Source organism: Hyphomicrobium sp. (assembly GCF_036262015.1).
GTDB lineage: Bacteria > Pseudomonadota > Alphaproteobacteria > Rhizobiales > Hyphomicrobiaceae > Hyphomicrobium_C.
Genome location: NZ_DATAJR010000007.1, coordinates 203,992 through 225,677, shown reverse-complemented (window position 1 = coordinate 225,677; position 21,686 = coordinate 203,992). Strand labels below are relative to the sequence as shown.

Annotated in this window: 18 protein-coding genes; 12 read left to right on the top strand and 6 right to left on the bottom strand. The window is 61.1% G+C overall.

The window, feature by feature from the left end; all coding sequences use genetic code 11:
* Nucleotides 1–59: 59 nt before the first annotated feature.
* Entirely contained in the window at nt 60–914 is an 855-nt protein-coding gene (locus VHO05_RS07980) for a Ku protein (protein ID WP_329646072.1), read from the bottom strand.
* Nucleotides 915–1,138: 224 nt separating this feature from the next.
* On the opposite strand from VHO05_RS07980, the gene VHO05_RS07975 reads away from it, so the two are divergent.
* Nucleotides 1,139–2,560, top strand: a complete 1,422-nt coding sequence (locus VHO05_RS07975; protein ID WP_329646071.1) for an APC family permease — start codon at nt 1,139–1,141, stop codon at nt 2,558–2,560.
* 90 nt (nt 2,561–2,650) lie between these two features.
* Here the strand turns inward: VHO05_RS07975 and VHO05_RS07970 are convergent, their stop codons facing one another.
* The gene (locus VHO05_RS07970; protein ID WP_329646070.1) at nt 2,651–2,857 is read right to left on the bottom strand and encodes a hypothetical protein; all 207 of its coding nucleotides are present in this window, start codon (nt 2,855–2,857) and stop codon (nt 2,651–2,653) included.
* A 390-nt stretch (nt 2,858–3,247) separates the two neighbouring features.
* Between VHO05_RS07970 and VHO05_RS07965 the strand changes: the two genes are divergently transcribed.
* Nucleotides 3,248–5,512 (top strand): alpha,alpha-trehalose-phosphate synthase (UDP-forming), encoded by a 2,265-nt coding sequence (locus tag VHO05_RS07965; RefSeq protein ID WP_414653720.1) that lies wholly within the window; start codon nt 3,248–3,250, stop codon nt 5,510–5,512.
* 9 nt (nt 5,513–5,521) lie between these two features.
* Here the strand turns inward: VHO05_RS07965 and glpD are convergent, their stop codons facing one another.
* Entirely contained in the window at nt 5,522–7,036 is a 1,515-nt protein-coding gene (gene glpD, locus VHO05_RS07960) for a glycerol-3-phosphate dehydrogenase (protein ID WP_329646069.1), read from the bottom strand.
* A gap of 165 nt (nt 7,037–7,201) precedes the next feature.
* Here glpD and VHO05_RS07955 point away from each other — a divergent pair, with 165 nt between their 5' ends.
* Nucleotides 7,202–7,888, top strand: coding sequence for a YiiX/YebB-like N1pC/P60 family cysteine hydrolase (locus VHO05_RS07955; RefSeq protein ID WP_329646068.1), 687 nt, complete (start codon nt 7,202–7,204; stop codon nt 7,886–7,888).
* A gap of 50 nt (nt 7,889–7,938) precedes the next feature.
* Here the strand turns inward: VHO05_RS07955 and VHO05_RS07950 are convergent, their stop codons facing one another.
* The gene (locus VHO05_RS07950; protein WP_329646067.1) at nt 7,939–8,187 is read right to left on the bottom strand and encodes a hypothetical protein; all 249 of its coding nucleotides are present in this window, start codon (nt 8,185–8,187) and stop codon (nt 7,939–7,941) included.
* 72 nt (nt 8,188–8,259) lie between these two features.
* Nucleotides 8,260–8,922, bottom strand: coding sequence for a response regulator transcription factor (locus VHO05_RS07945; protein WP_329646066.1), 663 nt, complete (start codon nt 8,920–8,922; stop codon nt 8,260–8,262).
* A 145-nt stretch (nt 8,923–9,067) separates the two neighbouring features.
* Here VHO05_RS07945 and VHO05_RS07940 point away from each other — a divergent pair, with 145 nt between their 5' ends.
* The 6 genes from VHO05_RS07940 (at nt 9,068) to VHO05_RS07915 (ending at nt 18,313) form a co-directional block, all read left to right on the top strand.
* Entirely contained in the window at nt 9,068–10,507 is a 1,440-nt protein-coding gene (locus VHO05_RS07940) for an ATP-binding protein (protein WP_329646065.1), read from the top strand.
* Nucleotides 10,508–10,637: 130 nt separating this feature from the next.
* The gene (locus VHO05_RS07935; RefSeq protein WP_329646064.1) at nt 10,638–13,823 is read left to right on the top strand and encodes an efflux RND transporter permease subunit; all 3,186 of its coding nucleotides are present in this window, start codon (nt 10,638–10,640) and stop codon (nt 13,821–13,823) included.
* Nucleotides 13,824–13,834: 11 nt separating this feature from the next.
* Nucleotides 13,835–15,037: an efflux RND transporter periplasmic adaptor subunit gene (locus VHO05_RS07930; RefSeq protein WP_329646063.1), complete on the top strand. Its 1,203-nt coding sequence runs from the start codon at nt 13,835–13,837 to the stop codon at nt 15,035–15,037.
* 165 nt (nt 15,038–15,202) lie between these two features.
* Nucleotides 15,203–16,372: a dTDP-4-amino-4,6-dideoxygalactose transaminase gene (gene rffA, locus VHO05_RS07925; RefSeq protein ID WP_329646062.1), complete on the top strand. Its 1,170-nt coding sequence runs from the start codon at nt 15,203–15,205 to the stop codon at nt 16,370–16,372.
* Between the two features lie 159 nt (nt 16,373–16,531).
* Nucleotides 16,532–17,527: a fatty acid desaturase family protein gene (locus tag VHO05_RS07920; RefSeq protein WP_329646061.1), complete on the top strand. Its 996-nt coding sequence runs from the start codon at nt 16,532–16,534 to the stop codon at nt 17,525–17,527.
* 12 nt (nt 17,528–17,539) lie between these two features.
* Nucleotides 17,540–18,313 (top strand): class I SAM-dependent methyltransferase, encoded by a 774-nt coding sequence (locus tag VHO05_RS07915; protein ID WP_329646060.1) that lies wholly within the window; start codon nt 17,540–17,542, stop codon nt 18,311–18,313.
* Between the two features lie 51 nt (nt 18,314–18,364).
* On the opposite strand, the gene VHO05_RS07910 is transcribed toward VHO05_RS07915, so the two are convergent.
* On the bottom strand, nt 18,365–18,829 hold the full coding sequence (locus tag VHO05_RS07910) for a GtrA family protein (RefSeq protein WP_329646059.1): 465 nt from the start codon (nt 18,827–18,829) through the stop codon (nt 18,365–18,367).
* Nucleotides 18,830–18,967: 138 nt separating this feature from the next.
* On the opposite strand from VHO05_RS07910, the gene VHO05_RS07905 reads away from it, so the two are divergent.
* Genes VHO05_RS07905 through VHO05_RS07895 form a run of 3 tightly spaced genes read left to right on the top strand, consistent with a single transcriptional unit; the run spans nt 18,968 to nt 21,668 of the window.
* Nucleotides 18,968–19,678: a WbqC family protein gene (locus tag VHO05_RS07905; protein WP_329646058.1), complete on the top strand. Its 711-nt coding sequence runs from the start codon at nt 18,968–18,970 to the stop codon at nt 19,676–19,678.
* The gene (locus VHO05_RS07900; RefSeq protein WP_329646057.1) at nt 19,675–20,853 is read left to right on the top strand and encodes a methyltransferase domain-containing protein; all 1,179 of its coding nucleotides are present in this window, start codon (nt 19,675–19,677) and stop codon (nt 20,851–20,853) included. Before VHO05_RS07905 ends, VHO05_RS07900 begins: the two co-directional genes overlap by 4 nt.
* Nucleotides 20,850–21,668, top strand: a complete 819-nt coding sequence (locus tag VHO05_RS07895) for a phytanoyl-CoA dioxygenase family protein (protein ID WP_329646056.1) — start codon at nt 20,850–20,852, stop codon at nt 21,666–21,668. The genes VHO05_RS07900 and VHO05_RS07895 overlap by 4 nt, the downstream gene beginning before the upstream one ends.
* Nucleotides 21,669–21,686: the final 18 nt, after the last annotated feature.

Below are 21,686 nucleotides of genomic sequence, written 5' to 3'. Positions count from 1 at the left end.
GTTCGCTCACATCTCAACGAGAACCCACGGCGCAGTCTCGGGGTTTCAAGAGCGCGCGACTAGGCACGCTTCTTGGCGCTGCGCGTTGTCTTGGCTTTCGAGGACGAAGCGCCGGACTTGGGCGAAGGACCTGCCGCGCCGACGCTCTTTTTCAGCGCTTCCATGAGATCGACGATGTTGCCGCCCTTCGGACGGTCCTGCTCGTGGGCGACGATCTTGCGGCCTTTGAGTTTGTCCTGCACCAGCACCTTGAGCGCGGTCTGGTAGTGATCCTCGAATTTATCCGGTTTGAACGCCGCGGTCTTCTTGCCGATCAGCTGCACGGCGAGATCAACCATTTCCTTGTCGGGCTTCGTCCCCGGCACCTCGTCGAAGAAGTCCGCAGGTTTGCGGAGTTCCTCTTCGTAGCGGAGCATCTCCATGACAAGCCCGTCTTCGAGCGGCGCGATGGCGACCAGCCATTCGCGGCCCGAAATGGTGATCTGCGCCAGGCCGACCTTTCCGGTCTTCCGCAGCGCATCGCGGATCACGACATAGCCTTCGCCGGAAAGCTCATCGGTCGGGGCGATGAAGTAGGGGCGCTCAAAGTAACGGTAGTCGATGTCCTTGGCGTCGACGAACTGGACGAGGTCGATCGTCTTCTTGCTCTCGAGCTTGACCGCGTCGATTTCCTCGGGGTCGAGGGTGACGTAGGTGTCTTTGTCGACCTCATAGCCTTTGACAATGTCACTGCTCTGGATCTTGCCGATGCCCTGAACGACCTTCTCGTAGTTGACCCGTTTGCCTGAGGGTTTGTGGATCTGGCGGAAGCTGATCTCCGCCTTGGATTCCACGGCGTTGTAGATCTCGACGCCGATCGTCACGAGCGACAGTCTGAGAAAACCTTTCCAATAGGCACGGGCCGCTTTGGGCATGACGCAGAACTCATCGAAAATGGGACAAAGACCAAGATGTTGTGGTCTTGATCTTAGAGGAACGCAAGATGAAGCAGTAGAGTTTCCTTTTGCCTGACGGCAAGAATGGCGTCGGTTAACGTTCACGACCCGCCCAGTGAGGCCGGATACGTCACCAACCGCAGTTGACCCGAGTGAGGACGGTTGCGAGGCTGGTGAATCGGTTGAGGAGACGGGGGACCTCCATGAACCATGCCACGGACGGCCGCGACCAAGGCAAGCCTGCGGCCGAGCCGAGCCTGCACAGGGTGATGGGGCCCTGGCTGCTCCTCCTATTCATCGTCGGTGACATATTAGGCACCGGCATCTACGCGTTGACCGGCAAGGTCGCGAACCTGGTCGGAGGAGCGGTCTGGTTGCCGTTCCTGCTGGCATTTGTCGTCGCCCTGCTCACCGCCTTCAGCTATCTGGAGTTGGTCACCAAGTACCCGCGCGCCGCCGGTGCGGCCCTCTATACGCATCGCGCGTTCGGCGTGCACTTCATCACCTTCATCGTGGCCTTCGCCGTCATGTCGTCGGGCATCACGTCAGCGTCCACGGCCTCGCGCGCATTCGCCGCCAACTTCTCGGAAGCGTTCAATCTCGGTTTTGAAGGCGGGTTCGGCATCACCATGATTGGTCTTGCCTTCATGGGGCTGATCGCCATCGTGAACCTGCGCGGCGTCGGTGAAAGTGTGAAACTGAACGTGGTGCTGACCTGCGTCGAGCTGAGCGGTCTCCTCCTTATCATCGTTATCGGACTATGGGCCATCGGCGCGGGGCAAGGAGACGTCTCGCGCATCTTCGAATTCAAAGTCGCCGAAGGCGCCGGCATGCTGTGGGCAGCCATTGCAGCGACGACCCTTGCATTCTTCGCAATGGTTGGCTTCGAGGACAGCGTGAACATGGTGGAGGAAACGAAGGATCCTGTCCGTACCTTCCCGAAAATTCTCATTTTGGGGGTCTGCATCACGGGCGCGATCTACCTTCTGGTCTCGATCTCCGCGATCACACTCGTACCCGCCCACGAGCTGGGTGAAGGTGAAACGCCACTTCTCAAGGTCGTCGCGGCAGGCGCCCCAAATTTTCCGCTTAGCATCTTCGGCTTTATCACTATGTTCGCCGTTGCCAATAGTGCGCTGCTCAACATGCTGATGGCGAGCCGTCTCATTTACGGCATGAGTCGCGAGCACGTTCTTCCGCCCGTATTCGGAAAAGTTCACGCCGTCCGGCGCACGCCTTTCATCGCCATTGCGTTCACGACGCTTCTTGCGTTTGCATTGATCACATTCGTCGGTGAAGTGCCGGCGTTGGGCGGCACCACTGCGCTGCTGCTAATCTGTGTATTCACGATCGTGAATGTCGCTGTGCTCGTATTGCGCGGCGACAGCGTCGAGCACGCGCATTTTCGCGCGCCAACGGTCATACCCGTGCTTGGCGCCGCAAGTTGTGCATTTCTTGCGGGTCCGTGGACGGGGCGCGATCCCATTCAGTATCAGATTGCGGGTGCGTTGATTGCGCTCGGCGTAGTGCTATGGGGGCTTACGGTCTGGATAAATCGCGCGACAGGAGTGACGCCGTCCGATCCGCTGCCCGAAGACATAGGCGGCGAAGGTCCGAGAAACTAAGCCATTTTCGCTTGCGCGATTTGTAGGGGAACCACCGCATGTGGCGGACGTTTAAACTGGTCCCTACCCCAAACAGGAGACTCCCCAATGTCAAGCGAGAACAGGAACCCCGGCCAGCAAGGCGGGCAAAGCCAGCGCGACCAACAGCAGGCGCAGGATCAAAAGCGCGACCAGCAGCAGAAAAATCCCAATAAGCAGCAGCAGGATGAGCAGCGCCAGCGCAATCCGCAACACGGCGAAACCGAAGAGCAGCGCCGCGATCAGCAACGCCACGCCCAGGATCAGAAGCGCGACCAACAGCAGCGCTAGCTATACGAAAAAGTAAGTACGAAAGATCGGGGTCTCGGAAACGCGGCCCCGTTTTTTCGATCGCGTTTGAGACGAGTGAACAATTGCGAGAGCGGCAGTTTTTCTAGTGGGGTGGTTCTTTTCTAGTGGGGTGGTTCGGCCGGCGCGGCCGATAACGCCGACGAACGAGCAAAAGTTCAATTCTGCATGAAACGCCCTCCATCGATCTGTCAACCACGGGATACTGCGGATGTTGCAGCAGGAAGATCGGCGCTATGAGCAATAGGGACGCGCCGTAAAGAGCGCCGCGCAGTATCCGTGTGTCGTCGATCGAGAGGCCGTGGAGAAGGGGGAGGCCACGCGATATCGCCGAATGCTGAATTTCTCCTGAACGCGTGGTTGCGACGAGCGCACTTCAAGCCTCCGACGCGTCAGTCCGCAACGCTTGCGGCGCGATACGGCTTGATTGCCGTGGTCATTGCGCTGCTTGGGATCACAATCCTGAGGCCGCTCGTCTCATCCTTGATTGAGGACTGGTCACGCCGCGACATTGAAATGCGAGCGAGCCTCGTCTTCAATTCGATTAGTGGCGCGTTGGCCGACATGCTGGCTGCCAATCAGGACGAGCCGATCGACGAGCTATTCGGGCGCGTCGCGAGCGATCCACGCGTCGTTGCGGTTGGCATATGCCGCCACGATGGACCGCCGGAGCACGCCACGAAACTCATGCCGCCATCAGTAACCTGCGAGAGGATTGCACGCGGGGACGAGGAAAGCTTTTCCTCCATCACCGTCAAGGGGCGCCGGATGCTGATCGGTGCCTTCCCCGTTGCCGGCAACGACAAGCGGGGACACTTCATCATCGTACAGGATCTCTCGTTCGCGGAGCACCGCAGCGACGAGGCGCGCAGCTACCTCACATTGACGCTCGGCGGAATATTCCTGGCCAGCGGAGCGCTCGCCATCGGCCTTGTGCTCTATTTGATCCGTGCTTGGACTCGAAAATTCAAACAGGCGGTAACGAGCGCAACATTTCGCGGCGGCGCGAGCGATAAGTTCGTCAATTTCGGCCCGCTGGATCGAGAAGTACGTCAAGTCCTGCGCCAGCTCGAGATGAAGCAATCGTCCGTCGATCGCGAGCAGCTGACATGGAACAAGGCCTCTCTGCGCGAAATCATGACAGCAGAGTTGCCAGGTGTTGAAGTGCTCGTCGTCGCCAATCGCGAGCCTTACATTCACAACCGATCGGACAACGGTATCGAGCTTCAAACCCCAGCAAGCGGACTTGTCTCGGCAGTGGAACCGGTCATGCGCGCGTGCGGCGGAACCTGGATCGCGCATGGCAGCGGAAGCGCCGACCGCGAAACGGTGGACGCAAGCGATCGCATTCCCGTCCCGCCAGCACACCCCGAGTACACCCTCCGCCGCGTCTGGATCTCCGAGGAGGAGCAGGACGGATACTACTATGGACTGGCAAACGAGGGGCTTTGGCCACTCTGCCATATAGCATTCACCCGCCCCGTCTTCCGTGAGCAGGATTGGCGGACCTATCGCGCCGTGAACGAACGCTTCGCCGATGCTGTTGCTGCCGAAGCCAAGACATCGTCCCCGATCGTCCTCGTGCAGGACTACCACTTCGGATTACTGCCCCGCATGGTCCGCGAGCGCCTGCCTGACGCAACGATCGTCACCTTCTGGCACATCCCATGGCCCAACGCGGAGACCTTCGGCATCTTCCCGTGGAAGGAGGAGATCATTCACGGGCTTCTCGGCAGCTCGATCATCGGCTTTCACACGCAGTTTCACTGCAACAACTTCATCGAGACTGTCGATCGCTTCGTTGAAAGCCGCATCGATCGTGAGCAGGAATCCGTCACGCTCGGTGGCCACGAAACCTTTGTCCGCCCTTATCCGATCTCGATCGATTGGCCGCCGGCGGGATTGGAACACCAGAAGAGTATCGCTGAATGCCGGGTGTCCGTTCGCGAGAGGCTCGAGCTGCCGGCCGACACAAAGATCGCCATTGGTATCGAGCGCTTCGACTACACGAAAGGCGTCCTGGATCGCATCCGCGCGGTCGACACGCTGCTTGAAACGCACCCCGAATGGCGCGGCCGCTTCGTGCTCGTCCAGGCGGCGGCCCCAACGCGCAGCAAGCTCTCCACCTACAAAGGATTACAGGACGAGGCGATGCAACTCGCCGAGGAGATCAACGCCAAGTACCGCGACGTTCACCCGGCACCCGTCCGGTTGATCATACGCCATCACGAACCGGCCGAAGTGTTCGAGCTTTTTCGCGCGGCCGATCTTTGCATCGTCTCGAGCCTTCACGATGGAATGAACCTCGTCGCCAAGGAATTCATTGCCGCTCGCGATGACGAGCAGGGCGTGCTCGTACTGTCGCATTTTGCCGGCGCCTCGCGCGAGCTGGCGGAGGCATTGATTATCAATCCGTATGACGCACACGCCACCGGGCAGGCCTTGCACAGCGCGCTCGTCATGCCGGAGGCCGAGCAACACGAGCGGATGCGACTGATGCGGGCGTACGTCAGCTCCCGCAACGTCTACCGCTGGGCGGGCCGGATGCTGCTGGATGCCAGTCGCCTGCGCACCAAGCAGCGCATCCTGGAGATCGCATCGAACGACTCGGAACCCTTGGCGTAGTAGCGCTGGTCACGAGCCCGATGGAGCGGCGGCAAGCAGCTTTGCGATCGTCTCCTCGGCGCGCCTCATCTCGTCGACATTGAGGTGCAATCCGGCCTTTGTGCGCCGCCAGAGCACATCTTGAGGCGTACGCGCCCACTCGTGGTCGCGCAGGTAGATCACTTCCCGTTCTGTCAATCCTGCGCCGATCGGCGCCCCAAGATCGGAAAGAGTTTTCGCATCTCCAAGAACCCGTACGGCGCGCGTGCCGTAGAGCGACGCAAGGCGCAAAAGAACATCGTGATCGATAGCCGGATGCCGGCGCGCGAGGTCGGCGCAGTACGAGGCGAAGCCGTTCGGTCCGAAGTCACCGCCGGGAAGCGCTGCGCGTTCCGTCCAGTTTCGCCGTGATCCGGGAAGAAAAGGCGCCAATCGTGCGAGGGCTGCTTCTGCGAGGCGCCGGAACGTCGTGATCTTGCCGCCGATGATGTTGAGCAGTGGCGCGGCGCCGTCCTGAAGTATGAGATCGAGGCGATAGTCGCGGGAGACGGCAGCGGCCTTTCGCGCGCCATCTTCGACGAGCGGGCGAACGCCTGCAAACCTCCGCACAATGGTCTCCCGGGCGATTGGACGCGAGAAGAAGCGCGCCGCCGTTTCCAGCAGATACGTTTCCTCGGCTTCGCTCGGCGTGAAACCCTCGTCCGGGGTCGCAACCGGAAAATCCGTCGTACCAATCAAGGTGAAGCGGCCTTCGAACGGAAGCGCGAACACTACGCGACCGTCGGGGCTTTGCAGCAAATAGGCATCCTCGGCGCCTGGTATGCGCGGCACGACGATATGAGACCCGCGCACGAGCCGCAGCTTGGGCACGTCGCTTGCCGGGCCGACAAGGCCCGCGACCTCGGCGCACCAGGGGCCGGCTGCGTTGACGAGCGCGCGGGCTTCGACAGTGATAGGCGCTGTTCCAGATCCGGCCGTAATGTGCCAAACGCCTGCGCTTTGCGAAATCTGCGTCGCGGGTGCGCGCGTATGGATGACGGCACCACGCTCCGCCGCATCGATGGCGAGCGTCGTCACCAGCCGCGCGTCGTCGACCCAGCAGTCGTAGTAGGAAAAACCGTGCTTGAATTCCGGACGCAGTGGCCGGCCAGCGGGGTCATGCGCAAGCGCCAGGCTTTCGGACGCTGGGATGCGCTTCCGCTCGGCGAGATGATCATAGAGAAACAGGCCAGCCCGCAGCAGCAGCCTCGGGCGCATGCCGTGACCATGGGGGATGACGAACCGCAACGGCCTGATCAGGTGCGGTGCCCGCCGGAGCAAAACTTCGCGCTCGGCAAGGGCTTCGCGCACAAGCCGAAATTCGAAGTGCTCGAGATAACGTAGCCCGCCGTGAATGAGCTTCGAGCTGGCGGAGGAGGTGCCGCTCGCCAGATCGTCCTTCTCGAAAAGCACGACGCTGAGGCCGCGTCCGGCGGCATCGGCAGCGATGCCCGTGCCGTTGATGCCGCCTCCGATGATGGCAAGATCGAAGATCTCGCTGGCCATCTGAAGTCCCCCTGATCGACAGCCCGATTGCAGACTGAATCACTCGGGTATCTTAGGCGGGTTGTGGAGGCTTGGGAGTCCTTTCCTCAATGGGGCGCCGTGCTATGACGTGAGTCTGCCAACGCCATGATGCCGCCGTCTTCCGCCTGACATTGACCAGAAATGATGAACCCAACACACCGTCTTCTAAGCCTCCTCGCTGTCGCCTTTGCATTCTGCCAGCCCGCCGCCGCGGAAGGTGAGAAACGACCACCGCTCAAGACCGGCGATATCGTCTTTCAGCAAACGGCCACCAGCGCGAGCGATGCGATCATGCTGGCGTCCGGCACCAAGTACACGCATGTCGGAATCGTCGAGCTGGACAAGCAAGGCCATCCGAACGTGATCGAGGCAGTCGGACCGGTACGCATTACGCCGCTCGACACCTGGATAAAGAACGGAACAGGAAAGCGCGTTACGGTCAAACGGATCAAGGGGCTCAGCGAGGCCAACGCAAAAGCGGCGCTCGCCGACGCGCACCGGTACCTTGGACGGCCTTACGATCACTTCTTCTACGAAAGCCGCGACCAGATCTATTGCAGCGAGCTTGTCCATCTCGCCTTCAAGGATGGAGCGAACATCTCGCTAGGCAAGGAAGAAAAGGTTCGCGATCTCAAGATCGACACAGGTGCTGCGCAGAAGCTCATTGCACAACGCTGGAAGGCGCATCCATTGTGCAAGTCGAAAGGCGCCGCGAACTTCAAGGCGTGCTATGCTCTGATCCTCGACCAGACACTGGTGACGCCGGCGAGCATCGCGCGCGATCCGCAGATGGAGCTCGTCTATACGAACTTCGGCGACGACGCCGAATAGGAGCGAGGCATCCGCTCATCTTCTCGGGCGCGCTTACGCACAGCGCCGCACTAGGTGTGCGCGGGGGGAAGCGGAGGAGGGTAGGAGCCCAAGGACGCGCGCCACAGGGGAATGGAGAAGCTACGGCCAAGGACGGCCGCGAACAGCTTGTCAGGGTCGCGCTCCCCCGTTTGAGCAACCATAAAAAGCCGCCGTGCCATCAAATCCACGGGAACTTCGAGCGCGGCTTCGGCGACAGCCCGATCGAGCACTTTTCGGAAAAGTTCGAGTTCGTCGGGCGAGTATCCGGAAACATTCATCGCAGCACTCTCCACGCATTGCAGTGGAGGCTCAACGCGGTGAGGCGGCTTTCGTTCCCGCAATTCGAGGACTTAGACGGTCGCGCGCACCCTGTAACCGAGCCCGCGCACCGTTTCGATGCGGTCCCGGCCGATTTTGCTCCGCAGATGGTGAATGTGGACCTCGACAGCGTTGCTCTCGATTTCCTCCTGCCAGCCGTAAAGGAGCGCTTCGAGATCCGCTTTGGATTGGATGATACCGGGACGCTCCACCAAGGCCAGCAGCAAGGTAAACTCGCGCCGCGAGAGCCCGAGCTCTTCGCCGTTCTCCGAAGCCGTCCGCCGGACCGGGTCGAGGACGATATTTTGCCAGGTGATTGTAGGCGTTGCGCGTCCCACCGCGCGCCGGCGAAGCGCCCGCAGCCGAGCGGCGACCTCGTCGAGATCGAACGGCTTGCCAAGATAATCGTCTGCGCCGTCGTCGAGGCCGCGAATGCGGTCAGCGACCGTGTCGAGCGCCGTCAGGAGCAGAACAGGAACGGCGTCGTCACGGGATCGGACCGCCCGTAACACATCGAACCCCGACCCGTCCGGAAGCATGACGTCGAGCACAACGGCATCGAAGGGCGTCGTTTCGAGGGCCGCGATGGCATCCGCGCAGGTGCCCACGCCCTCGGCCGTCACCCCGTGCAGGCCAAGTCCGACCACCAGTCCATTCTGCAGGACAGCATCGTCTTCGACGACCAGAACGCGCATTATGTCCCCTTGCAATTGATGGCGACGTGCGCCCTTTGAGCAATTAACGCCTGTTTTCACACCAAAATCCAGACCCTGAGCTCCTTAAGCTTGGCTTAAGCTCGGGCCTATTGCTTCCACAGGTTGCGCCTTCAGGACAGCGGCCATGAATTCGATCAAAGCGCGCCTTTTTGCTCTGCTTCTTCTCGGAACGAGCGTCGTCTGGCTGTCCGGAATCCTCTGGATCTACTCGGGTAGCCGGCAGGAGCTCGAACGCGTCTTAGATGCCCGCCTGGAGGAGGCCACCCGCATGGTGGGATCTCTGATGCAGAATGCGGACGTCAAGGTGACGAGTGATGTGTCTGGCGTTCGAATACCTCAACAATCCATGCCCGTCCCGCGGGACGCCTTGCAGCATATCGAAACGAACTTCAAGCTCGCGTGCCAGGTCTGGTCCATCGATGGCCGGCTTGTCGGCAAATCGAGCGAAGCCCCCGCTACCCAGTTGACGCATGTCACGAGCGGCTACTCGAACCAGGAGATCGACGGCACGAAATGGCGCGTGTACGCCCGCGAGGATCGCGAGCGCGGAATTCGCGTGCTCGTCGGTGACAGCATCAATCACCGCGACCGGCTGGTACGGGACCTCATTCAAGGGCTGGTCGTGCCGGGCATCCTCGTGTTGCTGGCGCTTGCTTTCCTGATCTGGGCGGCAATACGCGAGGGGCTTGCGCCGCTCCGCCGCCTCACGCACGCGCTGACACGCAGGACCGCTGACGAGCTCGGTCATGTCGATATCGGCCGCACGCCGGGAGAGATCCGTCCCGTCGTCGGCGCCTTGAACGAGCTGTTCGGCAAAGTTGTCGCCGCGCGCGAGCACGAACGAAGCGTCACCGCCTTTGCGGCCCATGAGCTCCGCACGCCTCTGGCTGGACTCCGGACGCAAGTCCAGATCGCCCTCGCATCGACCGATCCCGCCATTCGCGACAACGCGCTCCGAAATGCGCTTCTTTCGGCCGACCGGACCACGCGCATGGCGCGTCAATTGCTCGCCCTTGCGCAGGTTGACGCCGCCGATGCGCGCGCGCCTCAGGAATGGATCGACGCGGGGTCGCGCCTGCGTGCGCTCGTCGATGAGCTCAGAACGGAAGCAACCCAGAAGCCCGCGATAATCCAGCGGGAGCTGTTCGGGACGCGGATCAAGGTCAACCCAGACGCGTTCCACATCGCGGCGCGGAACCTCACCGAGAATGCCATTCAGCACGCGCGCGGAGACGATCCGGTGCGCTGGTCGCTGATCCAATCCGGCTCCGAAGTCTTGCTCACACTCGACGATGATGGTCCGGGAATTCCGAGTGACGAATTGAACCTCGTCACGAAGCGCTTTTACCGTGGTCGGCACAAAAGCCCCATTGGGAGTGGCTTGGGCCTCTCGATCGTCGAAACCGCACTTGGGAAAGACGGGATGTCCATGCGCCTCGTGACGCGCACGCCCACGGGTGGCCTCCGCGCGCAGATCGTCATCGACTCCGCACGGGTGACCGTTCCAGAGCCGAAGCGCCGGTCGCCCGAACAATTCGGTCTCGGAGATCCGGCCCCGAGTTGACAAAACGTCTCATGTCGACCGGGAAGCCTGCCTCTTAAGCCCCTCTTAATGTGGGACGCCTCTTCGAGGACGGGCCGTCACATATGAATGTTTTATTGATTGAGAGCGGGCGAGAACGGGGAAATCGGGGATGTGGATCGTCAGATACGCGCTCGGCCATCGCCATAGCATTGGCGTGTTGGCGATCCTGCTCCTTCTCGTGGGCGGCTTGTCAGCCAAGCGCATGTCGACCGACATTCTGCCGGCCGTCAACATCCCTGCCATCAACATCATCTGGACCTATCAGGGGCTCAACCCGCAGGAGATGGCGACCAAGCTGACCTCGTTCAGCGAACTCGCGATCATGAACAACGTCGACGATCTGCGCGAAGTGCGGTCGGAGACGATCAACGGTGTCGGTATCGTCCGCATCACCTTTCAGCCGGGAACCGACGTTACGACAGCGTTCGCGCAGGTCACATCTGTGAGCCAGACCATTCTGCGCCGCATGCCGACGGGTACGAACCCGCCGCTCATCGTGCCGTACGTTCCGTCGAGCGTTCCGATCATCCAGCTCGTGCTGGCGTCCGATACTCTGACCGACGGCGCGTTGTACGACTACGCGCGCCTGCAGCTCCGCTCGCAGATCCAGTCCATTCGCGGCATCCGCCTCACGTTGCCGTACGGCGGCGCCTCTCGTCAGGTCATGATCGATCTCAAGCCGGAAGCGCTGCAGGCTTACGGCATCTCGCCGAGCGATATTGCCCGCGCCACCGCCACGCAAAACCTCACGCTTCCCTCCGGCACCCTGCGCATCGACTCGCGCGAGATCGCGATCACGACCAACGCCAGCCCGGAAACGGTTGCAACGTTTGCCGATCTGCCACTGCGCTCGGTCGACGGGCGCGTCATTCGCGTGTCGGACGTGGCGAGCGTGCGCGATGGTCAGGCCGTTCAAAGCAACATTGCGCGCCTCGACGGACAGAACGCGGTCATCGTGTCGATCCTGAAGCTTGGTGACGCGTCCACGCTCGATATCGTGCAGCAGATCAAGGACCGCATGCCGGAATTGCAGGCGGCCGCCCCCGAAGGTATCACCATTGCGCCCGTGTTCGATCAGTCGGTGTTTGTCACACGCGCCATCGATAACGTGCTGGTCGAGGCTGTCATCGTTGGGCTCCTCGTGGCATTCGTCGTTCTCGTATTCCTCGGCAGCTGGCGGTCATCTTTGATCGTTTTGACATCAATCCCCCTGGCGCTCCTGGCGTCCATCGGCGGTCTGGCGCTGACCGGCAATACGTTCAACCTCATGACGCTCGGCGGCCTCATGCTGGCCATCGGCGTTCTGGTCGACAACGCGCTCGTCGAGATCGAGAACATCAACCGCAATCTCGAAGCCGGTCTCAAGCTGCGCGAAGCCATCATGAAGAGCGCGAGCGAGGTCGCGTTCCCCGAGTTCGTCTCCACGCTTTCGATCTGCATCGTTTTCTCGCCCATGTTCCTGCTGACGGGTGTCGCGGCCTTCGTCTTCATTCCGCTCGCACTCTCGGTCGTGTTCGCGATGATCGCGTCCTACATCCTGTCGCGCACGCTGGTGCCGACGCTTGCGAGCCTGATGCTCTCCGAGACGTCGGGGCATCCGGGACAAGGAACCGGCCCGCTGGCGCGGTTCTCGCGCGCGGTTGATGGAACGCTCGGCTTCCTGGAAGGCGTCGTCGCGAATATCGCCGCGCTTCAGCTGCGCTGGAAGATCATTCCCCTGGTAGGCCTTGTGTTCGCGCTCGGTCTTGGCGCGACGGCCGGAACGAACCTTGGCCGCGAGTTCTTTCCGCAAACGGACGCGGGCATGATCCGCATCTATGTGCGCGCCCAGCCGGGAACGCGCCTTGAGGAAACGGCGCGTATCTTTGCCGACGTACAGCGTGAGATCCGCAACGTGATCCCGCCGGAAGAGGTGGGCTTCGTCGCCGAGAACATCGGCAGCCCCGAGCCGATCAACTTGGCGTGGGTCGAGAGCGGCGTTATCGGCTCTTTCGACGGCGAGACGCTTGTCCAGCTCACGGGCAAGCACGCGCCGACGGCGGGTTACGTTTCGGCGATCCGCGAGATGTTCAAGGAGCGCTTCCCGCAGCTCGTCACCTATTTCCGCCCGGCTGACGCGACGTCGCAGACCCTAGCCGGTGCAGCACAGACGGCCATAGAGGTGCGCCTTATCGGGCGAGACGGCGCCGGCAACGGCGAGATCGCGCGCGATCTCATGGCGCGCATCCGGGAAATCCCCGGCGCCGTCGATGTGACCATGCGCCAGGTTCGTGACCTGCCATCCTACTACCTGGAAATAGACCGCGTACGTGCGCTGCAGATCGGCGTGACGCCGCAGGACGCCGCTACGGCCCTTCTGGCAGCGCTCGGTGCCTCGGGCACGGTATCGCCGAGCTTCTGGAGCGACCCGACGCAAGGCGTTTCCTACACGGTCCAGGTCGTAGCGCCGCCGGTCAACCTAACGTCTCTCGAACAACTGCTCAACACGCCGGTCCGCCCGTCGGCGGGTGGCCAGCCCGTCACGCTGAGATCCTTTGCGTCGCTCCAGCTGCGCAACATCCCAGCCAACATCGATCGTACGACGCTCGCGCCGACGACGACGGTACTTGCCAACATTGAAGGCCGCGACCTCGGCGGCGTCTACGGCGACGTCAACGCCGCGATCAACGATCTGCGTCCGCGTCTCAAGCCCGCGAACCGCATTGAGACGGCGGGCCAGGCGCAATCGATGGAGCAGGCCTACGGCGAAATGCTCGGAGGCCTCCTGTTGGCCGCCGTGCTCGTCTACCTGGTCATGGTCGTGAACTTCCAGTCCTGGATCATGCCGTTCATCGCCATGGGCGGCCTGCCGGTCGCGATCTCGGGCGCCATGTTCGCGCTCTACATCACCGGCACGCCGCTGTCGGTGCCCGCGCTGACCGGGCTCATCATGGTGATTGGCGTGTCGACTGCGAACAGCGTGCTCGTGACGAGCTTTGCGCGCGATCGCCTGCACGAAGGCAAAACGCCGCGCGATGCGGCCGTCGATGCCGCGCGCACGCGCCTGCGCCCTGTGTTGATGACCGCGACGGCGATGATTGTCGGCATTCTTCCCATGGCGCTGGGCCTCGGCGAAGGCGGCGAGCAGAACGCGCCACTCGGCCGTGCTGTGGTGGGAGGCTTGACCTTCGGCACCGCCGCGACGCTCACGTTCGTACCTTTCCTTTTTGCGACGCTGGCGGGCTTTGGCCGCCGCCACGACCCGAAACCCGACGTAGACATGGCGCACACGCGCGCGCCGGTCCTGGCCGACTGACGGAGCCTGAGATGATAGTGAAGAAGACGATTGCGGCTCTGGCGGTCACGGGCCTGACTGGTGCAGGCGCATGGCTCGCGATGCACGAAAACCGCGCGACGCTTGTTGACACGGCGCTCGCGTCCATGGGCCTGAAGCCCGGCGAAGCAGCTCCCGCGACCGCGCCTGCAGCCAAAAAGACGGCCGCGCTGCTGCGGCCGGTGCGGATCATCCGCCCGGACCCCGCACCCGGCTCGTCCATTCTCACGCTGTCCGGTCGCACCGCACCGGCCGAGCAGGCATACGTATCGTCGCGCGCCAGCGGCGTGATCCACGAGCGTCGCGTCGACATTGGCGACCGCGTCGCCGCAGGTGACATCCTGCTCGTGATCGAGGCTCCCGAGGTCGTGCAGGAGTTGAATCGAGCCCGTGCGACAGTGGACCAGATCAAGGCGCGGCTCGAACTGGCACGTGTCAACCTGGATCGCGCCTCGAGCCTCGTCGGCAAAGGGCATGTGTCCGAGCAAACGGTCGACGAGCGCCGCGCGACGAAACTCACGACGGAAGCCGATCTCGCCGCCGCCCTCGCAGAGGTGAAGCGGCTGGAAGAGGTGGTCAGTTTCCAGACCGTGCGCGCGCCGTTCGGCGGCACGATCGTCGCCCGGCAGGTCGAGCGCGGCGACAAGGTCTCCGCCGAGCAGAACCAGGCAGGCAGCTATCTTCTTCGCATTGCTCGCCTCGACGAGCTTCGCATCGAGATCGACGTTCCACAGTCGTCGGCGTTGACCGTGAAGCCCGGTGCCACAGCCAAGGTCGTATTCGCCGAATTGCCGGCGGAAAAGCTGGAAGCACGCGTCGTGCGCACTTCGGGCCTCATCGACCCCAATTCCAGCACGATGCGCGCTGAGCTTCTAATGCCCAACCCTGAGGGCCGCATTCCCGCCGGCCTCAACGGCCAGGTCATGCTCGAGATTGGGCAGGGGGACGGGGCAGTCACGGTGCCAACGAACACGTTGATCACGCGCGAGGGCCGCCAGATGGTCGCGACCGTCGGCGCCGAGGATCGGGTTGAGCTGAAATCGGTGGTTGTCGCCCGTGATCTCGGCGAGCGTGTCATCGTGGCCGCAGGGCTGACTGTGCGCGATCGCGTGATCGTAAGCCCCAATGCGCTTCTGCGACCGGGCGATCAGGTGGAAGTCGTGGTTCCCACGGCGCGCGCGACGGCAAGCAAATAGGTGAGGCGCGCCTGATCGGGCGCGCCAAAAGCGCAACCCCATCCAACGCTTGCGGGAAAAAGCGAAGCGGAGGCTTGCCGGTATTCCGTCCGGATCGCTACAACCCACCCACCACACGGGCCACATCCGGTCCCATGGGATGTGTTGGGAAGCGGGGCCACGCCAATGGGCATAGATGACAAGCCGGATCTCGTCCGAACCTCGGACAGGATTGCCTTCAACAAACCTGCCGTGGTGGGCCGCGAGCTCGACTATATTCGGCAAGCCCTGGAGAACGGCAAGCTCGCGGGCGACGGCGCTTTCACCAGGGATTGCCATACGTTCCTGGGCAAGCGCTTGGCGCCCGCCAAGGCGCTCCTGACGCATTCGTGCACGGCCGCTTTGGAAATGGCGTGCATCCTGGCCGACATCGGGCCGGGGGACGAAGTGATCCTGCCGTCCTACACTTTCGTTTCGACGGCAAATGCCGTCGTGCTGCGCGGCGGCATTCCGGTGTTCGTGGATATTCGTCCGGACACGCTGAACATCGACGAAAACCTGATCGACGATGCGATCACACCCCGCACCAAGGCGATCATCGCCGTGCACTATGCCGGCGTGGTGGCCGAAATGGATGCGATTGACGAGATCGCGAAGCGGCGCGGTTTGGTCGTCATCGAGGACGCGGCCCAAGCCTATCTCTCGATCTACAAAGGCCGCCAGGCGGGAACGCTATCGGATATGGCCTGTTTCAGTTTCCATGAAACTAAGAACATCGTGTCGGGAGAGGGGGGAGCGTTCGTCACACGCGACAAGGCGCTTTTCGATCGCGCAGAGATCGTGCGTGAGAAAGGCACCAACCGGCGACAATTCCTCGATGGGATCGTCGATAAGTACAGTTGGGTCGATGTCGGCTCGTCCTATCTGCCGAGCGAGCTGATTGCGGCCTTTTTGAAGGCACAGCTCGAAGAGGCGGAGGCCGTTACCGCCAAGCGGCTCGCGATTTGGAATACGTACGCTGCGGGCTTCGCGAAGTTAGAACAGGCAGGCCTCGTCGCGCGCCCGTCAGTTCCCCTACACTGCACCCACAATGGCCACATGTTCTATCTGTTGCTAGGACGAAGCGTCGCGCGCGGCGACGTGGTCAAAAAGCTCGATGGCCGTGGCGTCCAGGCGGTCTCGCACTATGTGCCGCTGCACTCATCAGTGGCCGGAACGAAATTCGGCCGCGTAGGAAGTGCAATGACGGTGACCGACGATATCCACGCGCGACTCCTACGCCTTCCGCTTCATCAGGGGCTAAAATCCGACGAAGTTGATGCCGTAGTCGATGCGCTCAACGACGTGATCCGCTGAGGAAAATTCGCCATAGAAGATCGAGTGTTACGGTTTCTGTCCACAGATAGTCCGTGCAGCATTGAGACGGCCTCGAAAGGCGGCTAAGTTGCCTCCGTCGGCGGAATGTTGAGATTACTGAAGTTCTATTTTGCGCGGGCGGGCGCGCGGGGAAACATCATGTCGGTCACTGTTCCGGAATTCTATCGCGCTCGCGAGGATGCTCGCGCGTGGGTCGCAGTCCTTATCAATCTCGCTGTTGTCGTTTTTTCGGGAACGATCGCTTGGCACATCGGAACCTGGTGGGCCTATGTGTTGGCGTTCGTGCTCGTGGGGGCTCGGGGGCAGGCTCTCTACATTCTCCAGCACGAAGCGATGCACAACATTCTGTACACCAGCAACAAGACCAACGAACGGGTTGGCATCTTGTTATCTGCGGTCCTCGGCACCCAATTCTACGCTGGCCGGAAGATTCATTGGGATCACCATCGCCACGTAGGCCACGACGAGGATCCCAATGAAATGTTCCACAATGTCGAGGATCGCCCTCCAGGGATTGCCGTCGTCAAATTTTTTCTGTTCCATCTCCTGGGCGGCCGGCTGCTTTATCTCGTTCGCAACTTGTCGATGACGCTTCTGGAAATGACCGGCTTGCGCAAGAAGCCGGAGGGGAGCAGGCCATCAATTCCGGCGGCCAAAGCCCGCATTGATCTTGTTGCGCTGGCAGCGGTGCAGCTTGTCCTGCTGGTGACGATGACGGCGACATCGTCTTTCTGGGTTTATGTGGTTTTGTACGTGCTTCCTCTGTCGACACTCACTGCGTTCTTTGAGGCCGTGAGATCATTTTCGGAGCATGTTCTGCCTGGCCAAGCGACCTGTGCTGCGGAGGAAGATCGGCGATTTTTTATGGATTGCGGTCCCGCCGAGCGGTTTTTCATCAGCCAGTTTGACTTCCACTATCATCATGTGCACCACATCCACCCCAACGTTCCGACGTTCAAGGTGCGAGCGCTTCACCACTGGTTGCTTGAAAACGACGCATCCTATCAGGATCAGTTCAAGGTGCGCCCCGGGTACATCGGCACCGCTCTCCGTTATTTGTTCAATCGGCCATTCGAAGGCGCGGGCGCCGACTATCCGAGACCTCAAGGTCTCAGCATGCAGCCCGCGGAATAGGAGCGAAGCGATATGAAGTTTGTGAAGATCGATCCTCCCGGCCAGTTCTGTACGTATGAAGCCTTGCGCGACGCGGTGAAGGTGCGCGGCGGATCGACGTTCCTCGATGTCGGATGCGGTGCCGGAACGATTTCAAAGCTATTGTGCGACGAGGGCTGCACCGGCGTTGGCGTGGACTTCTCCAGTGAGGCGATCGAGATCGCCAAAAAAACACTTGCGAGCGAAATCGCACAGGGGCGCTACAAACTTCACCATGGCGATGTGCATGACCTGCCCGCAGATTTCACGAAGGTCGATTTCGCAATCAGCTACATGGTGATGGAGCACGTCGAGGACGACATTGGGTTCATTCGCACGATTGCCCAGTTTGTGAAACCGGGCGGCAATATCATTCTGGGTGTTCCCGGGCGCCGAGATCGTTGGTCCATCGAAGATGAGACAGTGGGTCACCTGCGCCGCTACGATCGCGCAGACTTGGATGCCGTGCTTCGGAAGGCAGGCCTGAACGATGTCGATGTCTGGTCGGTGGCCGTACCAACGGCAAATCTACTGTTCAACCTTGGCGCTTGGCTCGTAAAGAACAGCGACGAGGTCAAGAAGATCGGTCAGAGCCAACGCGAGCAGACCGAGTCGAGCGGCATTCGCGATATTCCCTGGAAAACGACATTCCCTTCATGGGTCAAACTGATCTTGAACCGCTGGTCGCTCTGGCCGCTGTTCGTCATCCAGCGGCGCTTCTACAATACGGGACTTGGGGTGACCATGATGGGATTGGGGCGCGTCTGAGCCGAGATCGAATGCCCCGCACAGCCGTCAGATCGCGCCGTTGACGCGCGATCAGCTGGCCCTCTGCGAGGCCGGGGTATGGCTGTGGAAAACCCAGAAATTGAGCGCGAGGTAAATTCCCCCCGCGGTCACAATGATCGAAAACAGGGCCGCGAGCCAGGACGGCACACCGATGAACTCCTGCAACCAGCTGAAGCCCACGGTGAACACGTAAGCAAACGCGTAGACGATGATATATCGCTGAAATTGCCCATCCTGACGGCTCTGCTGGGAGAAAGTCCACGATCTGTTCGCGATGAACGTTACCGCAATGGCGAGGGGAGTGAAGGCTGCCGAGGCCTGCCACGCGGTCCACCCATGCCAGATCAGGAAGAGAAAAACCACATAGCAGGCAGCATTTTGAGCAACGCCTACGACGGCATAGCGCAGCATCGCGCGCGGATTGAGCCGTTGAAAAAATGAGACGGCAGCGTCCACGATGCGATAGCTGGAATTTTCCTTTGTAGATCTCGACACTGTCGCTCAGATGAAGATTGACGCGATGCGTTGACTAGCTGAAATAGCCCCCGAGAGGAAGCGGCTTATCCCCTGGGGGCTCGTGGTATTGGGAATGATGATGCGACCCGCGAATTTTCACAAATTGCTGTGACCTGTATGCGCAAAGTCGCGATCGTCCAATCCTGCTATATCCCCTGGAAGGGCTATTTCGACATCATCAAGGCCGTCGACCACTTTGTCCTTTATGACGACGTGCAATATGCCAAGCGGCACTGGCATAACCGCAACCGCATCATGACGCGCCAGGGGCCCATCTGGCTGACGATCCCCGTCAATTCCAAAGGGCAGTACCTGCAGAACATCGACGAGGTGACGGTCTCGGAACCTTGGGCGGAGAAGCACTGGCGCTCGATCGAGCACAACTACGCACGTGCCCCGCACTTCAGCCTCTACAAGGACTGGCTGCGCGAATTGTACGAGAAGGCTGAGGCCTTGCAGCGCCTGACCGAGATCAACGAGCTGTTTACGCGCGCCATATGCAGCAAACTCGACTTGCAGACCGAAATCTCCCGGTCCAGCGATTACAACGCGCGTGGCCGCAAGACGGATCGGCTTCTCGCTTTGTGCCAGGAACTCGGGGCGGACGAATACCTCAGTGGTCCGGCCGCTCAGGACTATTTCGAGGGCGAGAAGTTCGACCGCGCCGGGATTGCATACTCCTGGATGGACTACGGCGGTTACCCGCAATACCACCAGAGCGGACCTGAGTTCGAACACGGCGTGACGGTTCTCGACCTGATGTTCAATACAGGTCCGGAAGCAGCGAGCTTTATGAAGCCCTTTCCCAAGGAAAAGCGGCCGTCATGACGAACTCGCACAGTTGCCGAGCCTGCGGAGCCCCTGGCGTGATCGAGATCCCGCCGCCGCATCCCTCTCGCTCAATGGTCAGCGACGGGCGGGTCATTGCGGCTCCTCTGGCGCGAGTGTCCTGCCCGGCCTGCGGGTACGGCGCGCGCCTTGAAACGGTGTCCGAAGCCGATCGCGATGTGCTGTATGATGGGAACTACGGGTTGGGCCTTCAGGATGCCGTCGCTGACGAGCAGCGTGCCTCGGCGTATGCCGATCACATTCTGGCGGCCATCGCACATCACGGTTCAGACGCAGCGTCTTTGCAATCGATCGTCGAGTTCGGATGCGGGACTGGCGCGCTCCTGGATGCAATAATCACGAGGGCCCCAACACGGCAGGCGCTGGGGATTGAGCCGGCCGCGCAACTTGCTGCCGTGGCGCAAGCACGTCTACAAGACCGCGCTGTGGTCTTCGAGGGTTATGCCGAAACCGTCCTGCCGCAAAGCAGCAACGCCAGCCTGTGCTATTCCGTCAACGTTATCGAGCACGCGCTCGACCCGACCCAATTCTTTGCAGCCGGCTGCAAAGCGATCTCCGAGGACGGATTTGTCGTCACGATTTGCCCTGACGGTGAAAGCGCGGGCTCCGAACTCCTGTTCTTCGATCACATTTCCAGTTTTTCCCTGGAATCGCTTTGCCAGTTCGCTGGCCGTGCTGGGCTGCATCTCCGGGAGAGCAAGCCACTGGGGGGCGCCCAGTCGGGTTTTCGTCTCTCGGTCTTTTCCCCGCAGTCCGCAAAGGCGCAATCTCCGAGCCTTCCCTTCGATCTGACGGCAGCACGCGCGGCCTATCATCGTGGCTGGAGAGAGCTGGGCGAACACGCCGCAAAGATGCCCGCCGACCACGGTCACGCAATATTCGGCACAGGGGAATTCTGTGATCTTTTGCACGCCTATGCGCCGGAATTCGTAGACAACGCAGCCTTCTACGTTGTGGATCGTCCTGTGGGTGAGATGAAGTTCGGCCGTACAGCCATGTCGACAGCCGATTTTCTGCGTGATTATAGAGGAACACCGCTTTTGGCGGCGGTTCACGCCCGAAGCTGGAAGCAGTTGCGGGCGCGGTTCGCCGGAACGTCCGTCGAACTCAAGCACCCCTTTGAATACTGCAGCCTGAGGACCGAGCTTCAATGACGACTATTGAGCGATATGGCGTCCGGGAAAGTACGGAGGCTCGCGATGAGTTCGACGTGCTCGCCGAAGAATTGCGCCTCCTCGGCTACACGACATTGAGCGCGGGACTTTCGAATAGCGAACTCGATGCGTTGACGGAAGAATTCGAGGCCGCTCACGCGGCCTATGCCAAAAAGGCCGCAGCAGATGGTTTCGACCTCGCCGCACTCGGCGAGCAAGACACCATTCGCGCGCTGCCCACCGTCGCGTCATCATTTTGGTCCCTTGTATTCAACGGGCGCCTCCACACGCTCTTGAGCCGTGCGCTTGGTGACTATTTTATTCTCAATCAGGCGAACGGCCTCAACAATCGCGCCAATAGTTCCAAGTACACGCAAGGCGCCTATCACCGCGACCTTCCCTATCAGCATTTTGTTTCCTCGCGACCGATCGCAATCAACGCGTTGTTCGCGCTCGACGATTTTACGCTGGAAAACGGAGCGACGCGGGTCATTCCAGCAAGCCATCATCAAGAAGCCTATCCGTCCGATGAAACGATCCGCCGGCTCGAGAAGCAGGTCGCCGTGCCGCGGGGGACCTTTATCGTGTTAGATTGCATGATCTATCACGCGGGATCGGTGAATAGGTCCGCACGAGACCGCAGGGCGGTGAACCACGTTTTCACCATCCCGATGCTGCGCCAGCAGCTTCACATTCCGTCGCTGATCGCGTCGGACGACAAGTTCGATGACAGGCAAAGACGGATACTTGGCTATGGCCTCGACGAATATAGATCCACAAATGCCTGGTTCCAGTCGCGTGCAGCGAAGCACTGAACATACGGGCAAGATCCG

Coding starts and splice junctions, on each gene's coding strand:
- VHO05_RS07930 (WP_329646063.1), top strand. CDS start 13,835: ATGATAGTGAAGAAGACGATTGCGGCTCTGGCGGTCACGGGCCTGACT.
- VHO05_RS07900 (WP_329646057.1), top strand. CDS start 19,675: ATGACGAACTCGCACAGTTGCCGAGCCTGCGGAGCCCCTGGCGTGATC.
- VHO05_RS07920 (WP_329646061.1), top strand. CDS start 16,532: ATGTCGGTCACTGTTCCGGAATTCTATCGCGCTCGCGAGGATGCTCGC.
- VHO05_RS07915 (WP_329646060.1), top strand. CDS start 17,540: ATGAAGTTTGTGAAGATCGATCCTCCCGGCCAGTTCTGTACGTATGAA.
- glpD (WP_329646069.1), bottom strand. CDS start 7,036: ATGGCCAGCGAGATCTTCGATCTTGCCATCATCGGAGGCGGCATCAAC.
- VHO05_RS07935 (WP_329646064.1), top strand. CDS start 10,638: ATGTGGATCGTCAGATACGCGCTCGGCCATCGCCATAGCATTGGCGTG.
- VHO05_RS07955 (WP_329646068.1), top strand. CDS start 7,202: ATGAACCCAACACACCGTCTTCTAAGCCTCCTCGCTGTCGCCTTTGCA.
- VHO05_RS07980 (WP_329646072.1), bottom strand. CDS start 914: ATGCCCAAAGCGGCCCGTGCCTATTGGAAAGGTTTTCTCAGACTGTCG.
- VHO05_RS07945 (WP_329646066.1), bottom strand. CDS start 8,922: ATGCGCGTTCTGGTCGTCGAAGACGATGCTGTCCTGCAGAATGGACTG.
- rffA (WP_329646062.1), top strand. CDS start 15,203: ATGGGCATAGATGACAAGCCGGATCTCGTCCGAACCTCGGACAGGATT.
- VHO05_RS07895 (WP_329646056.1), top strand. CDS start 20,850: ATGACGACTATTGAGCGATATGGCGTCCGGGAAAGTACGGAGGCTCGC.
- VHO05_RS07950 (WP_329646067.1), bottom strand. CDS start 8,187: ATGAATGTTTCCGGATACTCGCCCGACGAACTCGAACTTTTCCGAAAA.
- VHO05_RS07940 (WP_329646065.1), top strand. CDS start 9,068: ATGAATTCGATCAAAGCGCGCCTTTTTGCTCTGCTTCTTCTCGGAACG.
- VHO05_RS07975 (WP_329646071.1), top strand. CDS start 1,139: ATGAACCATGCCACGGACGGCCGCGACCAAGGCAAGCCTGCGGCCGAG.
- VHO05_RS07905 (WP_329646058.1), top strand. CDS start 18,968: ATGCGCAAAGTCGCGATCGTCCAATCCTGCTATATCCCCTGGAAGGGC.